The sequence below is a fragment of the Ottowia oryzae genome (assembly GCF_003008535.1).
In the GTDB taxonomy this organism is placed as follows: domain Bacteria; phylum Pseudomonadota; class Gammaproteobacteria; order Burkholderiales; family Burkholderiaceae_C; genus Ottowia; species Ottowia oryzae.
This window is the reverse complement of the sequence record NZ_CP027666.1, coordinates 2142935-2160726: the sequence shown is the minus strand read 5'-3', so window position 1 is coordinate 2160726 and position 17792 is coordinate 2142935. Positions and strand designations below refer to the sequence as shown.

The window sequence follows — 17792 nt, the reverse complement described above, 5'->3', positions numbered from 1 at the left end:
ACAAGGCTCTGGCGCCCGCTGCACCAGCGCCAGCAGCTATGAATAAAGAAGCGTCAGCACTTCCGAAGTGCTGGCGCTTTGCGCGTTTCAGGGGCTCAGGCGGGCTTGGTCATCAACTGCACCACGCTGGAGAAATCCTGCCCGCCGCGCCCCGCCTGCTTGTTCATCGCGTACAGGTTGCGGGCCAGCTCGCCCAGCGGCACCGTGGCGCCCACGCCAATGGCGGCTTCTACCGCCAGGCCCATGTCTTTGAGCATCAGGTCGTTGCCAAAGCCGCCGCTGTAGCCGCGCGACGCGGGCGCGTTCTCCAGCACGCCCGGCCAGGGGTTGCACACCTCGGTGGCCCAGCTGCGGCCGGTGCTCACGGCCATCATCTGCGACAGGGTTTTTGCATCCAGCCCGTGTGCGGCGCCCAGCGCCAGGGCCTCGCCCGTCACGGCCATGATCACGCCCAGCGCCATGTTGTTGCACAGCTTGGCCACTTGCCCGGCGCCCGCGTCGCCCATGTGGAAGATGTTCTTGCCCATGGCCTGCAACACCGGGCGCGCACGCTCCAGCGCCTCGGCGGGGCCGCCCACGATGAACGTCAGCGTGCCCGCGGTGGCGCCGGCCACGCCGCCCGAGACGGGCGCGTCGATCATCTGCAGGCCTTGGCTGGTGGCGGCCGCCGCTACCTTTTGCGCCGATGCCGGGGCGATGGTGCTGCAGTCGATCAGCAACGCGCCGGGCTGGATGAGCTTGATCAGCCCCTCGTCGCCCAGGTAGAGCGACTCAACGTGCTTGCTGGCGGGCAGCATCGAAATGACCACTTCGGCGCCCTGCACCGCCTCACGCGCGGAAGCCGCCACGTCCACGCCTTCCGCGCGCACCTTGGCGATGGCGTCGGCGCTGAGGTCAAACGCCTGCACGGTATAGCCGGCGCGCTTCAGGTTGATGGCCATCGGGCCGCCCATGTTGCCCAGGCCAATGAATGCAACTTTCATGTCTGTCTCCTTTGGAATGCGTGAAGTGTTCTGGCGTGCGGTGCGGCGATGCGCTGTTCAGCGCAAGTCAGCGCAGCGGCACCAGCTCGGGCGCCATTTCGCCGCGCGGGCGCAGGTGGTCGGCCACGAAGGCCGGGGTGATGTCTTCCAGCGTGGCGGGTTGCCACTGCGGGTTGCGGTCTTTGTCGACCAGCACGGCGCGAATGCCTTCGGCGAAGTCGTGGTGCGCGCAAAAACCCAGCGAAGCCCAGTACTCCAGGCGAAACACCTCGGCCAGCGACATGCGCGGCACGCGCTGCCACAGCGCCCAGGTCAGCGCGATGGAGCTGGGCGCGCCCTTGTTGAAGGCCTTGGCCGCGCCTTGCAGCCACGCGTCTTCGGTTTTCAGCGTGCGCAAGCGCTGGGCGATGTCCAGCAGGTCGTCGCCGGCCATCAGCGCTTCGATGGTGTCGTAGTGTTCGCGCAGCTTCGACGCGGGGCGCTCGGCACCCTCGCCCGCTTGCGCCAGGATGCGCGACAGCGCGGCGCGGTCGGCGTCGGCATCGCCCGTCCACCCGTGCGCGGCGATGGCGTCCAGCACCTGCGCCTTGCGCGCATGCGGCACCAGCACGTCGGCCCAGCCGGCAAAGATGGCGTCGCTGCCGTTCACCTGCGCCGCCGTCAGCGCCAGAAACAGCCCGGTGCGGCCAGGCGCGCGGCGCACGAACCAGCTGCCGCCCACGTCGGGGTACAGGCCGATGTTGATCTCGGGCATGGCCACGCGGCTGCCTTCGGTCACCACGCGGTGCGAGGCGCCCACCATCAGGCCCACGCCGCCGCCCATCACGATGCCGTGGCCCCAGCACAGGAAGGGCTTGGGGAAGTTGTGGATCAAATCGTCCAGCTCGTACTCTTCGCCAAAGAAGCGCTCGGCGTATTCGTTGCGCTGATCGCGGCGATCCAGCAGCGTCTGGTACAGCTGGCGCAGATCGCCACCGGCGCAAAAAGCCTTTTCGCCCGCGGCCTGCAGCAGCACGCCCGCCACGCTGGGGTCTTGCGCCCAGTCGCGCAACTGGGGCGTCAGCAAACGCACCATGTCCACCGACAGCGAATTCAGCGAAGCGGGTGAGTTGAGCGTAGCCACGCCAAAGCGTTTGCCGTTGGCGGCGGGCAGGTAGTCAAACAGGACGACGGCTGAATCGTTCATGGGTTCAAAGGCACCGGTAATAAAAGGAAGGAGCAATGAAATACTACGATATTGATAGCTGTTCGCGCACATTACACAAGCGCTAGAGCCCTATTTCATTCAAAGAAATGCTGCAGGCAACTATCGAATGTCGGCATCCCCTTCGAGCAGCTTGCGCGAGACGATCACGCGCATGATTTCGTTGGTGCCCTCCAGGATCTGGTGCACGCGCGCGTCGCGCAGCAGGCGCTCCAGCGGGAATTCGCCCAGGTAGCCGTAGCCGCCATGCAGCTGCAGCGCCTCGTTCACGACGTTGAAGCCCGCATCGGTGGCAAAGCGCTTGGCCATGGCGCAATAGGTGCTGGCGTCGGGGTGGGCGTTGTCCAGCTTGCTGGCCGCCAGGCGCACCATCTGGCGCGCGGCGACGAGGTCGGTGGCCATGTCAGCCAGCTTGAACTGCAGCGCCTGAAAGCTGGCCAGCGGCTTGCCGAACTGCTGGCGTTCGTGCAGGTAGCGGCGCGCCGCATCCAGCGCGCCCTGCGCGGCGCCGACCGAACAGGTGGCGATGTTGATGCGCCCGCCGTCCAGCCCCTTCATGGCGATGCGAAAGCCTTCGCCTTCCTGGCCCAGCAGGTGGTCGGCGGGCACGCGCACGTTGTCGAAGCTGATGGTGCGCGTGGGCTGGCTGTTCCAGCCCATCTTGTGTTCCTTCTTGCCGTAGCTGATGCCCGGCGCATTGGCCGGCACGGCGAAGGCAGACACCCCGCTGGCGCCCGCGCCGCCCGTGCGCGCCATCAGCACCAACACGTCGGTAGAGCCGGCGCCCGAGATGAAGGCCTTGCCGCCGTTGATGACGTACTCGGCACCTTGCAGCTCAGCCCGCGTCTTGAGCGAACCCGCGTCCGAACCGGCACCGGGCTCGGTCAGGCAGTACGAAGCCAGCTTGCGCCCGCTGGTCAGCGCTTCGCCCCAGGTCTGCGCCACGGCATCGGTGGCCCAGGTACCCAGCATCCAGGTCGCCATGTTGTGGATGGTGATGAAGGCAGTGGTGGATGGGTCCACCGCGGCCATTTCCTCGAACACCAGCGCCGAATCCAGCCGGGGCAGGCCCAGCCCGCCAACGCGCTCGGGTGCGTACAGGCCGCAAAAGCCCAGCTCGCCCGCCTTGGCGATTGCCTCGCGCGGAAAGGTGGCCTCGCGGTCCCACTCGGCCGCGTGCGGCGCCAGCTCGCTCACCGCAAAAGCGCGCGCTGTATCGGCAAAGGCACGCTGATCTTCACTCAGCTCGAAATCCATCGGTGTCTCCTCACTCACTGCATCGGCCCCGGATGCCAGGGCCCAGACTCAGCCGGGCGGCGGCGCGCCGTGCTGCAGCCAGTACATCAGCCCCGAGCGCCGCCCCCGCGTGGCGGCCAGCAGGCATTCGTGGTACAGGCGCGGCCACTCGGGCCGCCCTTCGGCAGCGCGCTGCGCGGCCTTGCATTGCGCCACGCGGTTGCGCTGCCAAGCGGATTGGTCCTGGCGCAGGTCTGGCCGCTCGTGCGCCGACAGCGCCCGCATCACGTCGCCGTACAGAACCTGCAAGTCTGCATCAGCCTGCTGGTAATCGCGCACGGCACACGCGTTGGTTTCGTCCACCGTCCCGCCCGCACGGCACGCAGCGCCGGCCTGGGCCCAGGCTGCGGATGCCGCCGCGCTGCAGACGAGAACGGCCAGCGCGGCCTTGCGCGCAGCCCTCACTTCAGGCTGATGGTGGTGTTCACGCCGTGGCTGGTGGTGCTGTCGTCAAACCAGCGCGCCGTGACGGTCTTGGTCTGCGTGTAGAACATCACCACCTGCTTGCCGTAAGGGCCCAGATCGCCCAGCTTGGACGCGCGGCTGCCGGTGAACGAGAACAGCGGCACCGGCACCGGGATCGGCACGTTGATGCCCACCTGGCCCACGTCGATTTCTTCCTGGAACTTGCGCGCCGCCGCGCCCGATTGGGTAAAGATGGCCGTGCCGTTGCCATTGGGGTTGGCGTTGATCAGCTCGATGGCCTGGTCGATGTCGTCGGCACCGGCAATGCACAGCACGGGGCCAAAGATTTCCTGGTCGTACACGCTCATGCCCGGCTTCACGCCGCTGAAGATCGTCGGGCCGACGAAGTTGCCTTTCTCGTAGCCCTTCACGTCAGGCTTGCGGCCGTCCAGCTCCAGCTTGGCGCCTTCGGCCACGCCGCGGTCGATCAGGCCGGTGACGCGCTCCAGCGCGGCGCAGCTGACCAGCGGGCCCACGTCGGTGCCGGCCTCGGTGCCGCCGCTGACTTTCAGCGTCTTGGCTTTTTCGACCAGCTCAGGAATCCACTGGCGCGCTTCGCCCACCAGCACCGCCACCGACAAGGCCATGCAACGCTGGCCTGCCGCGCCGAAGGCCGCGCCGGCCAGCGCGTTCAGCGTCTGCTCTTTGTTGGCGTCGGGCATGACGATAGCGTGGTTCTTCGCGCCCATCATGCATTGCACGCGCTTGCCCGCCAGGCTGGCGCGGTTGTACACATGTGTGCCCACCTTGGTGGAGCCCACGAAGCTGATCGCCTTGATGTCGGCGTGGTCGCAAATGGCGTTCACCGCCGCTTCGCCACCGTGCACCACGTTCAGCACGCCGGGGGGCACGCCGGCCTGCAGCGCCAGTTCGCAAAGGCGCATGGTGACCATCGGGTCTTGCTCGGAAGGCTTCAGCACGAAGGTGTTGCCGGTGGCAATCGCCATCGGGAACATCCACAGCGGGATCATTGCTGGGAAGTTGAAGGGCGTGATGCCCGCGCACACGCCCAGCGGCTGCAGCAGCGTGTAGGTATCGACCCCGTTGGCCACGTTGTTGGCCAGCTCGCCCAACTGCAGCGTGCCGATGTTGGCCGCGTGCTCGACCACCTCCAGGCCGCGAAACACATCGCCCTCGGCATCGGGCAGCGTCTTGCCCTGCTCTGCCGTCAGCAGCGCAGCCAGCTCTTTCATGTTGTCGCGGATCAGCTGCTGCAGCTTCAGGAAGATGCGCGCGCGGGTGCCGATGGGCGTTTTCTTCCAGGTCTTGAAGGCTTCCTTGGCCGAAGCCACCGCTGCGTCGATTTCCTCCGCCGTGGCAAAGGGCACTCGCGCCAGCACTTGCTGTGTGGCGGGGTTCACCACGTCGCGCCATTGCGTGGTTTTGGATTCCACAAACTGGCCGTTGATCAGCAGTTTGACGGTGGGGGCCAGGGCGGCCACTTTGTCGGGGGCGTTCATGCTTGTCTCCTTGGAATGGGTTGTGTTGGCGCTGCGGCAAGAAAGCGGTTGGCGCCCGTGTTGCCAAGGCAAATTGATCGGCGCGCCAATGCTGCCATGGTAGTTGTGCGAAATTGATCAAGCAAGACACAATCATGCACCTTGGCTTTGCGTATTTGCACAGCCTTCAGAGGCAAACCGCTACAGGGGCACGATGGACTGGGACAACCTGCGCTACTTTCTGGAACTGGCCCGCACCGGCACGCTGGCCGCCGCCGCGCGACGCACCGGGGTGGAACACACCACCGTGGCGCGCCGCATTCAAGCGCTGGAAAAGCAGATGGGCGCGCCGCTGTTCGCGCGCGAGGCCGCCGGCCACCGCCTGACCGAGGCCGGCCGCCAGCTGCTGCCCGCCGTCGAAGCCATGGAAACCGCCGTGCTGGGCGTGGAACGCCATTCCCCCGCCAACGCCGCCAGCAGCGGCCCCACCGGCCTGGTGCGCGTGGGCGCCACCGAAGGCTTTGGCACGCTGATACTGGCGCCGCACCTGGCGCGGCTGACGCTGGCGCACCCCGGCCTGTCCGTCGACCTGCTGGCCGTGCCCCGCATGCTGCACCTCAGCCGGCGCGAGGCCGACATCGTGATTTCGCTGGAGCGCCCCAAGCGCGGCGCCGTCATCGTCACCAAACTGGCCGACTACACCCTGCGCCTGTACGGCCAGCGCGAATACCTGGCGCGCCGCCCGCTCATCACCAAGGCCGAAGATTTACGCCACCACGCCTTCATCAGCTACGTGGACGATCTGCTGTTCAGCAAAGAGCTGCAGTTCTTGGACCAGCTGCATCAGCCCGAACGCTTTGCCCTGCGCAGCACCAGCGTCACCGCGCAGTACGAAGCCGTGCGCGCCGGCGCCGGCCTGGCCGTGCTGCCCCCCTTCATGGCCGACCGCGACCCCATCCTGGCCCGCGTGTTGCCGAGCCAAGCCGAGTTCACCCGCACCTTCTGGATGAGCATGCCCGCCGAGGCGAAACACCTGGCCCGCGTGCAGGCGGTGTGGGGCTTGTTGAAAGAGGTGGGGCAGCGCGAGGCAGGGGTGTTGGTACCAGGTGCCGCGCGAAGCGCACGCTGATCAGGCGCGATCATCGGCTCAACGAAATCCATGCGGCGTTCAGCACTCAGCCGGTGGAAACCAACGCAAGCCGCTGCTTCAGCGGCACTAGGCCCCTGACGCCCGCAGGATCAACTGCGCCGCCGCAGCGCCTTCACGGCGCTGTCCACCGTGGTCAGCACCGGCAGGCCGCTGGCTGCTTCGCACGCGGCCCGGGCTCTGGCCATGCTGAACTGGGCCAGTGCCAGCCGCGTACAACCCCGCTCGCGCAGTGCTGCGGCCTGCTCGGCAATCAGCGCATCATGGCGCTGCGTGTCACCCGCGTTCAGGGCGTCGAGTGCGCCTTCGGCCAGCGCCAGTTCCAACAACGTGCCCTGCGGAAACTCGGCTGGCATCGAGGCCAGCGTGGGGGCAAAAGTGGCGATCAGGCCAAGCCGGCCCTGCCCCTGCGCCACCTCTTCGATCATCCCCTCGTTCGGCTTGAGCACCGGCAGGCCGGCGTGCCGGCGCGCCACCGCCTCAATGCACGGCCCGAAGGCCGAGCATGTAAACAGAATGCCCCGCGCGCCCGTATCGACCGCGTACTGCGCCAGCCGCTGGAACCGCTCATGCATCACCTCATCCAGCCCCCGCCCGCCGCGTGCCAGGTCGGCGGAAAGGCTGTCGTCCAGCAGATTCATCCGCACCGCCTCGGGCCAGTCCCGCTCAAAGGCTTCGTTGATGGGGGCTACCGAATGCGAAAGCGCGTGAATCAGGGCGAGGCGTGTCATGAGGCAACAGGTCGGCGTTCCGTCAAATGCCTTTGGACGAGGGATTGGCGAAAGCGTCCTTCGTTTCGGCGTTGAGCGGGTAGTTGATGTTGATGCCCTTGGGCGGAATGGGCGACATGAACCAACGCGTATAGAGCTTTTCCATCTCGCCCGACTTCATCATGCCCGTCACCACGCGGTCGACCAGCGCCTTGAAGGCCGGGTCGTCCTTGCGGAACATCAGCGACTGGTTTTCGGTGCGCAGGCTTTCACCCGTGATGATGTAGTCCTTAGGGTTGCGCGAGTTCGCAATCTGGCCGGCCAGCAGGATGTCGTCCAGAACGAAGGCCTGCGCGCGGCCACTTTCCACCAGCAAGAACGAATCGCTGTGATCCTTGCCTGCCAGGTTGGTCACGTCCAGGCCACGGCCGCGATCGGCCTCGCGCAGCAGACGGAACGAAGTCGTCCCGGCCGTGGTGGCCACCGTCTTGCCCTGCAGGTCCGCAATGCTCTTGATGCCCGAATCTGCCTTCACCAGCATGCGCACGTTGTAGCGGAAGATGTCCGGCGAAAACGCCACTTGCTTTTGCCTTTCCACCAGGTTGGTGGTGGAGCCGCACTCCAGATCGACCGTGCCGTTTTGCACCAGCGGAATGCGGTTGGCTGAGGTCACCGCCTGGTACTTGATCTCGATGGTCGGCATCTTCAGCTCGGTCTTCACCGCGTCGACGATGCGCTTGCAGATGTCGATGCTGTAGCCCACGGGCTTGAGGTTGCCGTCAAGGTACGAAAAGCCGAAGGACGACTCCCGGTAACCGAACGTGATGGCACCGGTTGACTTGATCTTGGCGAGCGTTTCGCTCTCCTGGGCCTGGGCACTGACCACGGGCAGCAGGGCCGCGAAAGCCAGGCCGAATGCAGTGGCACGGCGGGAAAACTGCAGACATAGCTGGGGCATTGAACGCTCCTTGGGGCGGGTTGAAAAAACGCGGGGAAAAAGTGCGATCAGGCCGCTGCAGCGCGGGTAACGCTGTCAATCGAATCAGCCAGTCGCTCGACGATCAACTGCAGCTCTTGCCTGCTGGCGATGTAGGGGGGCGCCAACAGCACGTGGTCGCCTTGCCGGCCATCCACCGTGCCGCCAAACGGGTAGCAAAGCAGCCCGCGTGCCATCGCATCTTTCTTGATCGTCGCGTTGACCTTGCGTGCAGGGTCGAATGGGGTCTTGGTGGCTCGGTCCGCCACCAGCTCAAGGCCCCAGAAGAAACCGCGGCCGCGGATGTCACCCACATGCGGGTGCCCACCCAGCGCGTCGGCCAGCATGGCGCCGAAGGCGATGCCGTCATCGCGAACCTTGGCCACCAGCCCGTCGCGCCGAATCACGTGCTGCACCGCCAGCGCCGCTGCGCAAGCCACCGGGTGCCCCAGGTAGGTGTGCCCGTGCTGAAAGAATCCGCTGCCCTTGGACATCGCCTCGACGATGCGGCCCTGGGCCAGCACGGCGCCAATCGGCTGGTAGCCGCCGCCCAGCCCCTTCGCCACCGTCATCAGGTCGGGCACCACGCCTTCTTGCTCACAAGCGTGCAGCGATCCAGTGCGGCCCATCCCACACATCACCTCATCCAGGATGAGCAGTACGCCGTACTTGTCGCACACGGCGCGTACTGCTTTGAAATAGCCCGGCACGGGCGTCAGCACCCCGGCGGTGGCGCCGCCCACGGTCTCGGCCACGAACGCGATGACGCGGTCTGCGCCTTGGGCGACGATGGCCGCTTCAAGTTCAGCGGCCAGACGCAGGCCGTACTGTTCGGCGGTTTCATCCGGGCGTTGCTCACGGTACGGATAGCACGGCGCAACGTGCGTGGCGGGCACCAGGATGGGCGCGAAGGGCTCACGCCGCCAGGCGTTGCCACCCACCGCCAGCGCCCCCAGCGTATTGCCGTGGTAGCTCTGGCGCCGCGCAATGAACTGCGTGCGCTGGGGCTGACCGATTTCCACGAAGTACTGGCGCGCCATCTTGAGCGCCGCCTCGACCGCCTCTGAACCACCGCTGACCAGATAGAGGTGGCTCATGCCCTCGGGCGCAGAGCCGATCAGCTCATCGGCCAGTTGTTCGGCCGGCTCGCTGGAAAAGAAGCTGGTGTGCGCATACGCCAGCTTGTCGATCTGCGCATGCATGGCGGCCATCACTTCGGGGTGCGCATGGCCTAGCGAAGACACCGCTGCCCCGCCCGACGCATCCAGGTATTCCCGCCCCTGCTCGTCACGGATGTACATGCCTTGCGCGCCCACGGCAATGGGTGGAGTCTGGCGAAGATGGCGGTGAAAGACGTGGGTCATAGCGTGTGAGGCGGGCTGCGAATTGGAACTAACGTTTCGATTGCATTATTCATTGGTACATTTGTTCCGTCAACCGTTTCGACGCACTCTGTCCGGTACATTTGTTCCAGAGACAACGCAGGCCTTTCGCAGGCAGACACAGCCATGGGTGCACAAGACCGGATCCGCGAGCGCTTCAACGACCTCAGCCCCGCCTTGCAACAGGTGGCCCGCTACGTGCTGGACCACCCCAACGAGGTGGTCACCGGCTCCATGCGCAACGTGGGTACACGCTCGCAAAGCACGCCCGCGACGCTGGTGCGCTTTGCGCACACCGTGGGTTTCGACGGCTGGCCGCAGCTGAAAGCTGCTTTCGCCGCCGACATGGGCCTGGACGCCGACACCTACGGCGAGCGCGCCAAACAGTTGGTCGGCCGCGCCAAAGACCAAAGCCTGGCGGGCGAGATGTTCGAGGTGCAACGCCGCAACCTGGAAGCCACCCACCGGCACAGCGAGCAGGCGCTGCCAACCGCCTGCGCTTTGATCGAAAAAGCCCCTGCCGTGCACGCTGCAGGCTTTCGCGCGTGCTTTCCCATCGCGTTTTCGTTTGTTTACGTGTACCGGCTTTTCCGCGCGAGCGTCCACCTGGTCGATGGCCAAGGCGGCTCGCTGGAGATGCAGCAGCGCGCATTCGCCAAGGGCGACGCGCTGGTGGTGGTCAGCTTTGCGCCCTACTCGCGCGAAGCGCTGCAGGTGACCGATGCGGCCAAAAAGGCCGGGTGCCGCATCGTCGCCATCACCGACAGCGTGGCTTCACCCATCTCACTGGTGGCCGACGAGACGTTGCTGTTCACCACCCACAGTCCGTCGTTCTTTCCGTCCATCGCGGCGGGCGTGGCCGTCACAGAGGCCTTGGTCGAGCTGCTGGCCAGCCGCGCGGGCAAGCCCGTCGTGCGGCGCATCGGTCAGGCAGAGGCGCAATTGCTGGAATCGGGCGCCTACCTGGCGCCACCGTTGCCGCGTCATCCGTGACGGAGGTGTGCGCCCCAAGCATTGCCGCGAAGCAAATACACGGGAAACGCGAGCGCGGGCGCCGGCTGGCGAGCGGAAGGCGGCAAGGCAGCGGTCTGCACCGCTTGCGATAGAAACCAGTCAAATCGGCCGCCAGCGCAAGCGCATCAAGCGCTGGCAGCTATCAAATACGTAGTTTCTTCCAACTTGGGGATTGCTGGGGTGGATGGCGGATCGGCGCACTGCCCCATTCAGCCCCCCCTGCCACGCCGTCACCATGCCGCTGGCGTCGGAAAAGCAGCCATCGCCGCGCTCTCGGATCACGTTCAGCCCGGTTGCCGGGCACAACCGTGCCGCCCATTCACCCCCAACCGCGCAGAACCCGCGTTACCGCTCGCGCGTGAACACCGATTCCAGCGGCCGGTACTTGCGCCCATCGGTCGCCGTATGCACGGCGTTGAAGGCCGCTATGGCGTAAAAGCGCTTGGGTGCCGACTTGGTTTCCCACACCATCTGGCGGATGGCGGGGTTGGCGCTGGCGAAGCCCTTGCTGCGCTGCCAGTCGCTGCCCAGCAGCGCATCCACCGACTTGGCGATGGCCTCGTCGGTGGTGGTGGCGTCGGCGGCCAGCGTCTCGCCATCAACACCGCCTTGCGCCCCTCTGGCCTTGAAGGTGTCGGCCAGCGCCGTCGTCGCCTGGTTCAACGGCAGCGTGCTTTCGTCGCGGTAGGCAAAGGCTTCAACGCCCGGAATGCGCAAGAGTCTCAGGTCTGTCATGGTTCGCGAAAGTGCCGCCTTGGGAAGCACGATCATGGCAGCCACGCTGGCGGTGACATCACGGCGTGTAATTTTCATTGGGCGCGCACCTTCGCTGCTTTGCTGTCAAACGTGGCCGTGGCCGGGCCTTGGTAGCGGTCGCCGTTGCCGTCCACCGGTACCGCCAGTTGCTCCAGCACGCGGGCGGTTTCGGTGCGGCTGCCATTGGCCTGGTTCACCACCTCGTCCACCACAAGGTTGGTCAGGCCCGTGGCGGAGCCGCCCGCGCGGCCCAGGCTGGCCGCGCCAATGGCCGCGCCCAGCACCGCCTTGACCAGGATGCCGGTCTCGGTAGCGTCCTTGTTCAAGGCATCCACGCCCGCACGCAATGCGCCCGCGTAGTAGCCCAAGGTCTCAGCGTTCTTGTAGTACGGCGTGCCGTTGGTGCCCGGCGCCTGCGCCTCAAAGAACTGAGCGGGCGCCTGGCCCGTACCCGCGCCTTGCAGCTGTGCCAGCTGGTCGCCCAGGGTCTTGGCGCCGCCCTCGGGGTCTTTGCGCAGCACCTCGGCCACGTAGGTGCTCAGGCGCAGGCCGTAGGCGTCGGCCTTGTTCAGCTGGTCGGTGATGCCGCGCGGGTCGGAATTCATCACCTTCGTCATTCGGTCGACCACGCCGGCGATCTTGTCGTCGGTGCCAATCGATGTCATGCCCAGGTGCACGCCCGCGTTTTCGCGCATGCCCGACACGGCTTGCGCTGCCGCCCCAAACACCTTGGCCTTCGCCTGGGCGTCGGCGCTGCCCGCCACCTTGTCCAGCAAGGCGTTGAGCTGATCGGCCTTGTAGGTGACGGAGATATGGCTCCCGCCCATGCTGGCGCTGGTGAATGTGGTTTCGTCCACGCCCGCTTTGGCCACGCTGTCCAACGCGCCCTGGGGCAGCCCTTTAATGGCCTGATCCAACGCCGCGCGGCCGCTGCCCGTAGACGTGTCAAAGCTGTTCAGCACCGTGAGGATCGCCTTGGCGTCCTTGTCGCTGCGCTCGGTCGACGCGCCGCCCAGGTAGGCCGACATGCCGTAGTCGTTGTCGGCCGTGCGCGAAGCCATTTGCTGGATGTAAGCCTGCTTCGCTTCGTTGCTGCCTTTGCTGGCCACCGATTCGGCGAGCAGCTGCGTGTCTTCGCGGCTGTCGAAGGCCGTGGCCAAACGCGCCAGGTCTTCGCCTTTGGCTCCGTCTGCCAGGGTGTTGAACAAGTCGCGCTTTTCATCGTTGGACAAGCCGTCGGCGCCAAAAATGCCGCTGGCGTTCACGTCATTGGCGATCTCATGCAGATCGTCGTTGGTGAACTTGCCCAATGCCTCGCCACGCTCGGTCGGCGTCAGGCCCTTCAAGTCTTGCACCGTCTGTTTCAGGTGGCTGTTGCGCGAGGTGCTCAAGAACCCATCGTCGCGCGTGCGCGACTGGATGGTTGAGACGGTTTCGGTGACTGACATGCCTACTCCTGAGCAATTACGACAGGCTGATTACAACCGTGTGAACCTTTTTCAGAAAGCTGGGAAGGCTACCTATGCGGTGGGGCGGCGCAGTCAGGAACATAGGTAGTTCTCCTAGTTCGGCCCATGTCGCGGGGCTCGGCCCGGTGGTTGCCGCCAGGGCTGCACTTTGGCAGCCGCGTCTTTGCAGACGTTGGTGCCGCTTTCACGGCCGACCGCGCCCCCATCCTGGCCCGCGTGCTGCCGGGCGAGGCCGAGTTCACCCGCACCTTCTGGATGAGCATGCCCGCCGAGGCGAAGCACCTGGCGCGGGTGCAGGCGACGTGGGGGTTGTTGAAGGAGGTGGGGCAGCGGAAGGCGGGGGTGTTGGTGCCGGGTGGGGAGCGGAACGCGGGATGACGGACAGAGCCATTGCGGGTGGCAAACATGGCCAATTTGTCCTTTGGGGTAGGCGTATGAAGCACCGGGATGTATCAAATACGCAGCAATTTAGAGTGTGCGAGGCACCCTATGACCGCATGCAGCACCCGCCCACCAAGGCTGCGCTAGACCCTCTTGATCCGCTAGTTGTACTGTTGTCCCCCAACTCGGATGGGATCGCCTCCAAGACGCGATGACAAAAACTAGAGTCTGTCTCCAACCTCCCATCCTTGCAGAGAAAGTTCGTAGACTTGGCCCTTATTGCCTCGTTGGACGACAAGTCTCAGTGATTCAAGCTCATTCAATGCAGCTTCCCATTTAGCGCCTTCTCGCGCCCCTTCTCCGCCAAATATCCTATCCCCAACTTGCAACTCAAGGCCTCCCAGATACGATATCTTCAGTATCAAGCCATCTTCTTTTGATGCTGCGGCCTTAAGCAACTCCTTTGCGTCCACCGATAAGCGATCCTCAGCTCTCGGTTCCGACACTGTCACTCCGGGGATACCAAATCCCCCTTGAGTCTTCGTCTGACTGACAAGTCCCCTTAAATAGTTATTCTGAATGAGACACTGCTGTAATTGCTTGGAGATTTTTTGCTCAAACTCCTGAGTATTTGCATAGAACTCAATAAGACCTCGAGTCTTGAGTACCCCCTGAAATTCTTTAACTTTGGCATATTGGACGGGATCAATGCTATCTGGCGCCGCTGGCTTAGAAGAAAAATAAATCATCGCCGGCTTATTGGCTTCTAAATGCCGCTCAATTTCCTCCACCGTTCCACTAAGAGCATCGCCTGTCGGTGTTCCCAATCGAGTCCAAAAAACTCCGATAAGCAAATCGCAATTACGGAGAATTCTCGAGTTTATGAAGTCCTGGGCTCGCCCACCGAGTTCCGGTGAAGAATGTGAATCCCAACCGACAGCCGCTAACATTGCTTGGGAATACTCGGAATTTACATCATTCCAGTCATGAATGACTCGCCGAACTATTTCCCTCTCTTCAGTTACATCGCTTGGCGAGGCGATCATGACCGGAATGACTGTTGCTTGATAAGCCATAGATTGCCTATGAAATAAATTGGTTTTAGGCCTGAATGGCCAATTTCCCAAACGCCTCCACCACCTCCCTCGGCGCCTGCACCAACTCAATCAACACCCTCTCCCCCGCAATCGGAAACTCGTCATTCGCCTTGGGGTGCAGAAACGTAATGTCATAACCCGCCGCGCCCTTGCGGATGCCGCCGGGGGCGAAGCGCACGCCTTTTGACGTGAGCCACTCCACGGCCTTGGGCAGGTCGTCGATCCACAGGCCGATGTGGTTCAGCGGGGTGGTGTGCACGGCGGGTTTCTTGTCGGGGTCGATGGGTTGCATCAAGTCCACCTCTACCTTGAAGGGGCCGGTGCCGATGGCGCAGATGTCTTCGTCGACGTTTTCGCGCTCGCTTTGGAAGGTGCCGGTTTTCTGTAGGCCCAGCATGTCGACCCACAGGGTTTGCAGCTTGAGTTTGTCGGGGCCGCCGATGGCGATTTGCTGGATGCCGAGCACTTTGAAGGGGCGGGTGGTCATGGGTGTCTTCCTTGGTCGGGTTGGCTTGATACTATGTTTTTAGTAGCTGCTGGCGCTGGTGCAGCCTGCGCCAGAGGGTGATTTGGTTAGTGAACGTCTGCCGACTGGATGCGCTGCACACCGGCAGCTGCCATGTCGGCCCAGGCCTTGGCCAGGCTGCCGTTCAGGTCGATGGCGCGGCAGGCGTCTTCGACCACGGCCACTTCAAAGCCAGCGGCGCGGGCGTCCAGCGCGCTCCAGGCCACGCAGTAGTCGGTGGCCAGGCCGCACAGCACCAGCTGGGTGATGCCGCGCGCCTGCAGGTAGGCGGCCAGGCCGGTGGTGGTGGCGCGGTCGGCCTCCATGAAGGCGGAATAGCTGTCCACCTCGCGGTGAAAGCCTTTGCGCAGGATGAGCTGCGCCTGCGGCACGCGCAGCTCATCGTGCAGGGCGGCGTCGCGCGTGCCTTGCACGCAGTGCGTGGGCCACAGCACCTGCGGGCCATAGGGCAGCGGGATGGTTTCAAACGGCTGGCGCCCGGGGTGGTTGGAGGCGAACGAGATGTGGTCGGCCGGGTGCCAGTCCTGCGTGAGGACCGCGTTGGCAAAGCGCGGGGCGATGCGGTTGATGACGGGCACGATGGCGTCGCCGCCCGCCACCGGCAGGCCGCCGCCGGGCATGAAGCCGTATTGGGCGTCGATGACGATGAGGGCGCGTTGGGCTGCAGAGGTGGTCATCAGGCGATTTTGCGTTGCGTTGGGTTGCGTTCGGTTGAATTCGGTTGAATTCGGTTGCATTGGCTGGGCGGCGCGGCGGAGCCAGCGCGGTCAAGCCCCTGGCAGGCGGGCCAGCGCGGGCAGCACCTGCCGCCGGATCAGCGCCAGGGCCTGGCCGCGCGCGGCGCTTTCGGGCGTGCGGCGCGAAGTGGTGGCCACCACGCACTGGCGCGCGGGGTCTACATAAATCCACTGACCGCCGTAGCCGCTGGCCAGGGCGGCGGGGCGGCCGCTGCTGCGGCGTGGCTGATCGGCAGAAATCCACCACAGGTAGCCGTAGGGCGAAAACACGGGGCCGCCGCCTGCGTTTTGGCGCTGGGTGGCGCTGGCCACGTAGTCGGCGGGTACCAGCGCCCGGCCCTGCCACACGCCACCGGCCAGCACCAGTTGGCCCAGGCGCGCCATGGCGCGGGTGCTGATCGACAGGCCCAGCGCGCCCAGCGCATGCCCTTGCGCGCCCTGGCGCCAGTTGAAGTGGGTGATGCCCAGCGGTTGCAACAGCCGCGTGCGCGCGTAGCTGGCCAGCGGCTGACCCACGGCGCGGGCCAGGGCCAGCGCCAGCAGGTTGGCGGCGCCGTTGTCGTAGGCAAAGCGCGCGCCGGGGTCGGCAATAAAGGGGCGGCGTGCCAGCCAGCGCAGGTCGTCGTCGCGGTCGCGGCGGGTGGTTTCTTCGCCCGGCCAGCCGGCCGTCATGGTCAGCAGGTGGGCGAAGCGCAGATCCTGCAAGCGGGTGTTGTCGCCGCCCTGGCGCAGCAAGTCGGGCAGGCGCAGTGCGACCAGCTCATTCGGGCCGCGCACCAGGCCATCGGCCATGGCGCAGCCGAACAGCAAGGCCAGCACGCTTTTGGTGACCGACTGCACGTCTTGCAGGCTGTCTGCCGTGACGCCGGGGCGGTAAAACTCGAACGCCAGTGCGCCCCGGTGCAGCACGGCTACGCTTTGCACGTCGGGCGACTGCGCGCTGATTAGCGTGGGCAAGCTGGCGAAGGCGCGGTCGTACGCAGCGCGCTGCGCGGGGGCGATGGCGGGGCCTTCCAAGCTGAGAGGCTGCGTGGTGCGGCTGGCAGAGGTGGCTGGCGTGGTGCCACTGGCGGATTCGGCTGTCGTGGTGGCTGCGCCCTTGGGCGACCACTGCGCAACTTGATGCGCGGCGCGTTGCGGCAGGGCTGCCACTTCACCCTGCCCCGCTGTGCCCACCATGCCCGCCCAAAGCATGGATGGCGAAGCGGCTGCGCCCAGCGCGGCGGCGCCCAGCAGCCATTGGCGGCGTGCGGTCAAGCCGGTTAGGTGCGCCGCCTGCGCCGCCTGCGCCGCAGAATATTCAATACCAAAACTGCCTCTAGCGCCCGCTGCACCTGCGCTGGCAGCTATCAAATTGGTAGTCTCCGGCATGGCTTTGGGCGAGAGGGTGCGTGCGGCAAGCCAGCTCAATGCCCGCCGTCGCCCGCCGCCATCCACTGCGCCACCAGCGCCTGCGCGGCGGCCAGCGCGGCCTCGTCACTGAACTGCACGCCCAGCAGTTTCTGCCGCCCGCTGGCGCCGTGCAGCAGTTCGACCTGCGCCTTGGGCACGCCAAACGCCTTGGCCGCCCAGGCGATCAGCGCGGCGTTGGCCTTGCCGTCGACCGGCGGCGCGCCCAGGCGCACGCGCAGCGCGCCGCCGTGCTCGCCCGCCGCCTCGGTGCGCTTGGCGCCGGGGGTGGCGTGGATGGGCAGTTTGAGCAAAGCGGTCATGCCAACACCTGGCCTGCGGCGGGGTATTGGCGCGCCAGCACCTGCTCGTCGGTCAACAGCGGGCCTTGCCATACCGTGACACGGTGGGCGCCCGCGCCACGGGCCATTTCGTGCAGTGCGCGGATTTCGACCTGCGTCAGGCCGCCCACCGGCTCGCCCACGGGGTGCATGAGCACGCGAGGTGACAGCGCCAGCCAGCGCCCGCGCAACACGGTCTGGATGGCGGCCTTGAGCAGTTGCTCACCCGCGGTGTAGTCGGCCACGAGCGTGCGCGGGTGCGCGAAAGGCCGCACCAAATCCACCGGTTGCTGCGCGCCCGCCGCTGCCAGCACCGCCTGGTCACCCACCGCGACGATGCGGCGGGGCGCCGCGCGTGTCACTGCCAGCGCCGCGGCTTGATCGAACATGCGGCCCGCGCGCGCATCGCGCACCACCAGCCGTTCGGGCGACAGCCGCACGTACAGGCGGGTGCCACCCAGCAGCGAGAACCAGTCCATG

At 65.7% G+C, this 17792-nt stretch carries 18 protein-coding genes; 2 read left to right on the top strand and 16 right to left on the bottom strand.

The window, feature by feature from the left end:
• Window positions 1-95: 95 nt before the first annotated feature.
• The 5 genes from mmsB to C6570_RS10010 all read right to left on the bottom strand — a co-directional run bounded on the left by mmsB (window position 96) and on the right by C6570_RS10010 (window position 5408).
• Window positions 96-983 carry a 3-hydroxyisobutyrate dehydrogenase gene (gene mmsB / locus C6570_RS10030; RefSeq protein ID WP_106703075.1) on the bottom strand — a complete coding sequence of 296 codons (888 nt, stop codon included), beginning with the start codon at window positions 981-983 and terminating at the stop codon, window positions 96-98.
• 67 nt (window positions 984-1050) lie between these two features.
• On the bottom strand, window positions 1051-2169 hold the full coding sequence (locus C6570_RS10025; RefSeq protein ID WP_106703074.1) for an enoyl-CoA hydratase/isomerase family protein: 1119 nt from the start codon (window positions 2167-2169) through the stop codon (window positions 1051-1053).
• 120 nt (window positions 2170-2289) lie between these two features.
• Window positions 2290-3444: an acyl-CoA dehydrogenase family protein gene (locus tag C6570_RS10020; protein ID WP_106703073.1), complete on the bottom strand. Its 1155-nt coding sequence runs from the start codon at window positions 3442-3444 to the stop codon at window positions 2290-2292.
• A 48-nt stretch (window positions 3445-3492) separates the two neighbouring features.
• The gene (locus C6570_RS10015; RefSeq protein WP_106703072.1) at window positions 3493-3888 is read right to left on the bottom strand and encodes a lysozyme inhibitor LprI family protein; all 396 of its coding nucleotides are present in this window, start codon (window positions 3886-3888) and stop codon (window positions 3493-3495) included.
• Window positions 3885-5408 (bottom strand): CoA-acylating methylmalonate-semialdehyde dehydrogenase, encoded by a 1524-nt coding sequence (locus C6570_RS10010; protein ID WP_106703071.1) that lies wholly within the window; start codon window positions 5406-5408, stop codon window positions 3885-3887. Before C6570_RS10010 ends, C6570_RS10015 begins: the two co-directional genes overlap by 4 nt.
• A gap of 193 nt (window positions 5409-5601) precedes the next feature.
• On the opposite strand from C6570_RS10010, the gene C6570_RS10005 reads away from it, so the two are divergent.
• Window positions 5602-6516 (top strand): LysR family transcriptional regulator, encoded by a 915-nt coding sequence (locus tag C6570_RS10005; protein ID WP_106703070.1) that lies wholly within the window; start codon window positions 5602-5604, stop codon window positions 6514-6516.
• Window positions 6517-6626: 110 nt separating this feature from the next.
• Here C6570_RS10005 and C6570_RS10000 read toward each other — a convergent pair whose 3' ends face one another.
• The 3 genes from C6570_RS10000 to C6570_RS09990 are packed head-to-tail and all read right to left on the bottom strand — an operon-like array spanning window position 6627 to window position 9584.
• Window positions 6627-7265, bottom strand: coding sequence for an aspartate/glutamate racemase family protein (locus C6570_RS10000; RefSeq protein WP_106703069.1), 639 nt, complete (start codon window positions 7263-7265; stop codon window positions 6627-6629).
• A 22-nt stretch (window positions 7266-7287) separates the two neighbouring features.
• A complete protein-coding gene (locus tag C6570_RS09995; RefSeq protein WP_106703068.1) occupies window positions 7288-8202 on the bottom strand; it encodes a transporter substrate-binding domain-containing protein in 915 nt (304 codons plus the stop codon).
• Window positions 8203-8249: 47 nt separating this feature from the next.
• The gene (locus tag C6570_RS09990; RefSeq protein WP_106703067.1) at window positions 8250-9584 is read right to left on the bottom strand and encodes an aspartate aminotransferase family protein; all 1335 of its coding nucleotides are present in this window, start codon (window positions 9582-9584) and stop codon (window positions 8250-8252) included.
• Window positions 9585-9728: 144 nt separating this feature from the next.
• Here C6570_RS09990 and C6570_RS09985 point away from each other — a divergent pair, with 144 nt between their 5' ends.
• A complete protein-coding gene (locus C6570_RS09985; RefSeq protein ID WP_106703066.1) occupies window positions 9729-10595 on the top strand; it encodes a MurR/RpiR family transcriptional regulator in 867 nt (288 codons plus the stop codon).
• A 366-nt stretch (window positions 10596-10961) separates the two neighbouring features.
• On the opposite strand, the gene C6570_RS09980 is transcribed toward C6570_RS09985, so the two are convergent.
• From C6570_RS09980 to C6570_RS09940, 8 genes are all read right to left on the bottom strand, one after another.
• The gene (locus C6570_RS09980; protein ID WP_123812243.1) at window positions 10962-11351 is read right to left on the bottom strand and encodes a hypothetical protein; all 390 of its coding nucleotides are present in this window, start codon (window positions 11349-11351) and stop codon (window positions 10962-10964) included.
• A gap of 74 nt (window positions 11352-11425) precedes the next feature.
• Window positions 11426-12820: a hypothetical protein gene (locus C6570_RS09975; RefSeq protein WP_106703064.1), complete on the bottom strand. Its 1395-nt coding sequence runs from the start codon at window positions 12818-12820 to the stop codon at window positions 11426-11428.
• Between the two features lie 623 nt (window positions 12821-13443).
• Window positions 13444-14298, bottom strand: a complete 855-nt coding sequence (locus C6570_RS09965; RefSeq protein WP_106703063.1) for a hypothetical protein — start codon at window positions 14296-14298, stop codon at window positions 13444-13446.
• Between the two features lie 25 nt (window positions 14299-14323).
• Window positions 14324-14806, bottom strand: a complete 483-nt coding sequence (locus C6570_RS09960; RefSeq protein WP_106703062.1) for a VOC family protein — start codon at window positions 14804-14806, stop codon at window positions 14324-14326.
• Window positions 14807-14892: 86 nt separating this feature from the next.
• The gene (pncA, locus tag C6570_RS09955; RefSeq protein ID WP_106704632.1) at window positions 14893-15522 is read right to left on the bottom strand and encodes a bifunctional nicotinamidase/pyrazinamidase; all 630 of its coding nucleotides are present in this window, start codon (window positions 15520-15522) and stop codon (window positions 14893-14895) included.
• Between the two features lie 90 nt (window positions 15523-15612).
• A complete protein-coding gene (locus tag C6570_RS09950) occupies window positions 15613-16839 on the bottom strand; it encodes a serine hydrolase domain-containing protein (RefSeq protein WP_106703061.1) in 1227 nt (408 codons plus the stop codon).
• Between the two features lie 149 nt (window positions 16840-16988).
• Window positions 16989-17294, bottom strand: coding sequence for a DUF167 domain-containing protein (locus C6570_RS09945; RefSeq protein ID WP_106703060.1), 306 nt, complete (start codon window positions 17292-17294; stop codon window positions 16989-16991).
• Complete coding sequence (locus C6570_RS09940) at window positions 17291-17791, bottom strand: rod shape-determining protein (protein ID WP_106703059.1); 501 nt, start codon at window positions 17789-17791, stop codon at window positions 17291-17293. Before C6570_RS09940 ends, C6570_RS09945 begins: the two co-directional genes overlap by 4 nt.
• Window position 17792 lies beyond the last annotated feature (1 nt).

Coding starts and splice junctions, on each gene's coding strand:
- C6570_RS09990 (WP_106703067.1), bottom strand. CDS start 9,584: ATGACCCACGTCTTTCACCGCCATCTTCGCCAGACTCCACCCATTGCC.
- C6570_RS09940 (WP_106703059.1), bottom strand. CDS start 17,791: ATGGACTGGTTCTCGCTGCTGGGTGGCACCCGCCTGTACGTGCGGCTG.
- C6570_RS09985 (WP_106703066.1), top strand. CDS start 9,729: ATGGGTGCACAAGACCGGATCCGCGAGCGCTTCAACGACCTCAGCCCC.
- C6570_RS10000 (WP_106703069.1), bottom strand. CDS start 7,265: ATGACACGCCTCGCCCTGATTCACGCGCTTTCGCATTCGGTAGCCCCC.
- pncA (WP_106704632.1), bottom strand. CDS start 15,522: ATGACCACCTCTGCAGCCCAACGCGCCCTCATCGTCATCGACGCCCAA.
- C6570_RS09965 (WP_106703063.1), bottom strand. CDS start 14,298: ATGGCTTATCAAGCAACAGTCATTCCGGTCATGATCGCCTCGCCAAGC.
- C6570_RS09945 (WP_106703060.1), bottom strand. CDS start 17,294: ATGACCGCTTTGCTCAAACTGCCCATCCACGCCACCCCCGGCGCCAAG.
- C6570_RS09975 (WP_106703064.1), bottom strand. CDS start 12,820: ATGTCAGTCACCGAAACCGTCTCAACCATCCAGTCGCGCACGCGCGAC.
- C6570_RS09995 (WP_106703068.1), bottom strand. CDS start 8,202: ATGCCCCAGCTATGTCTGCAGTTTTCCCGCCGTGCCACTGCATTCGGC.
- C6570_RS09980 (WP_123812243.1), bottom strand. CDS start 11,351: ATGACAGACCTGAGACTCTTGCGCATTCCGGGCGTTGAAGCCTTTGCC.
- C6570_RS10005 (WP_106703070.1), top strand. CDS start 5,602: ATGGACTGGGACAACCTGCGCTACTTTCTGGAACTGGCCCGCACCGGC.
- C6570_RS10020 (WP_106703073.1), bottom strand. CDS start 3,444: ATGGATTTCGAGCTGAGTGAAGATCAGCGTGCCTTTGCCGATACAGCG.
- mmsB (WP_106703075.1), bottom strand. CDS start 983: ATGAAAGTTGCATTCATTGGCCTGGGCAACATGGGCGGCCCGATGGCC.
- C6570_RS09960 (WP_106703062.1), bottom strand. CDS start 14,806: ATGACCACCCGCCCCTTCAAAGTGCTCGGCATCCAGCAAATCGCCATC.
- C6570_RS10025 (WP_106703074.1), bottom strand. CDS start 2,169: ATGAACGATTCAGCCGTCGTCCTGTTTGACTACCTGCCCGCCGCCAAC.
- C6570_RS10010 (WP_106703071.1), bottom strand. CDS start 5,408: ATGAACGCCCCCGACAAAGTGGCCGCCCTGGCCCCCACCGTCAAACTG.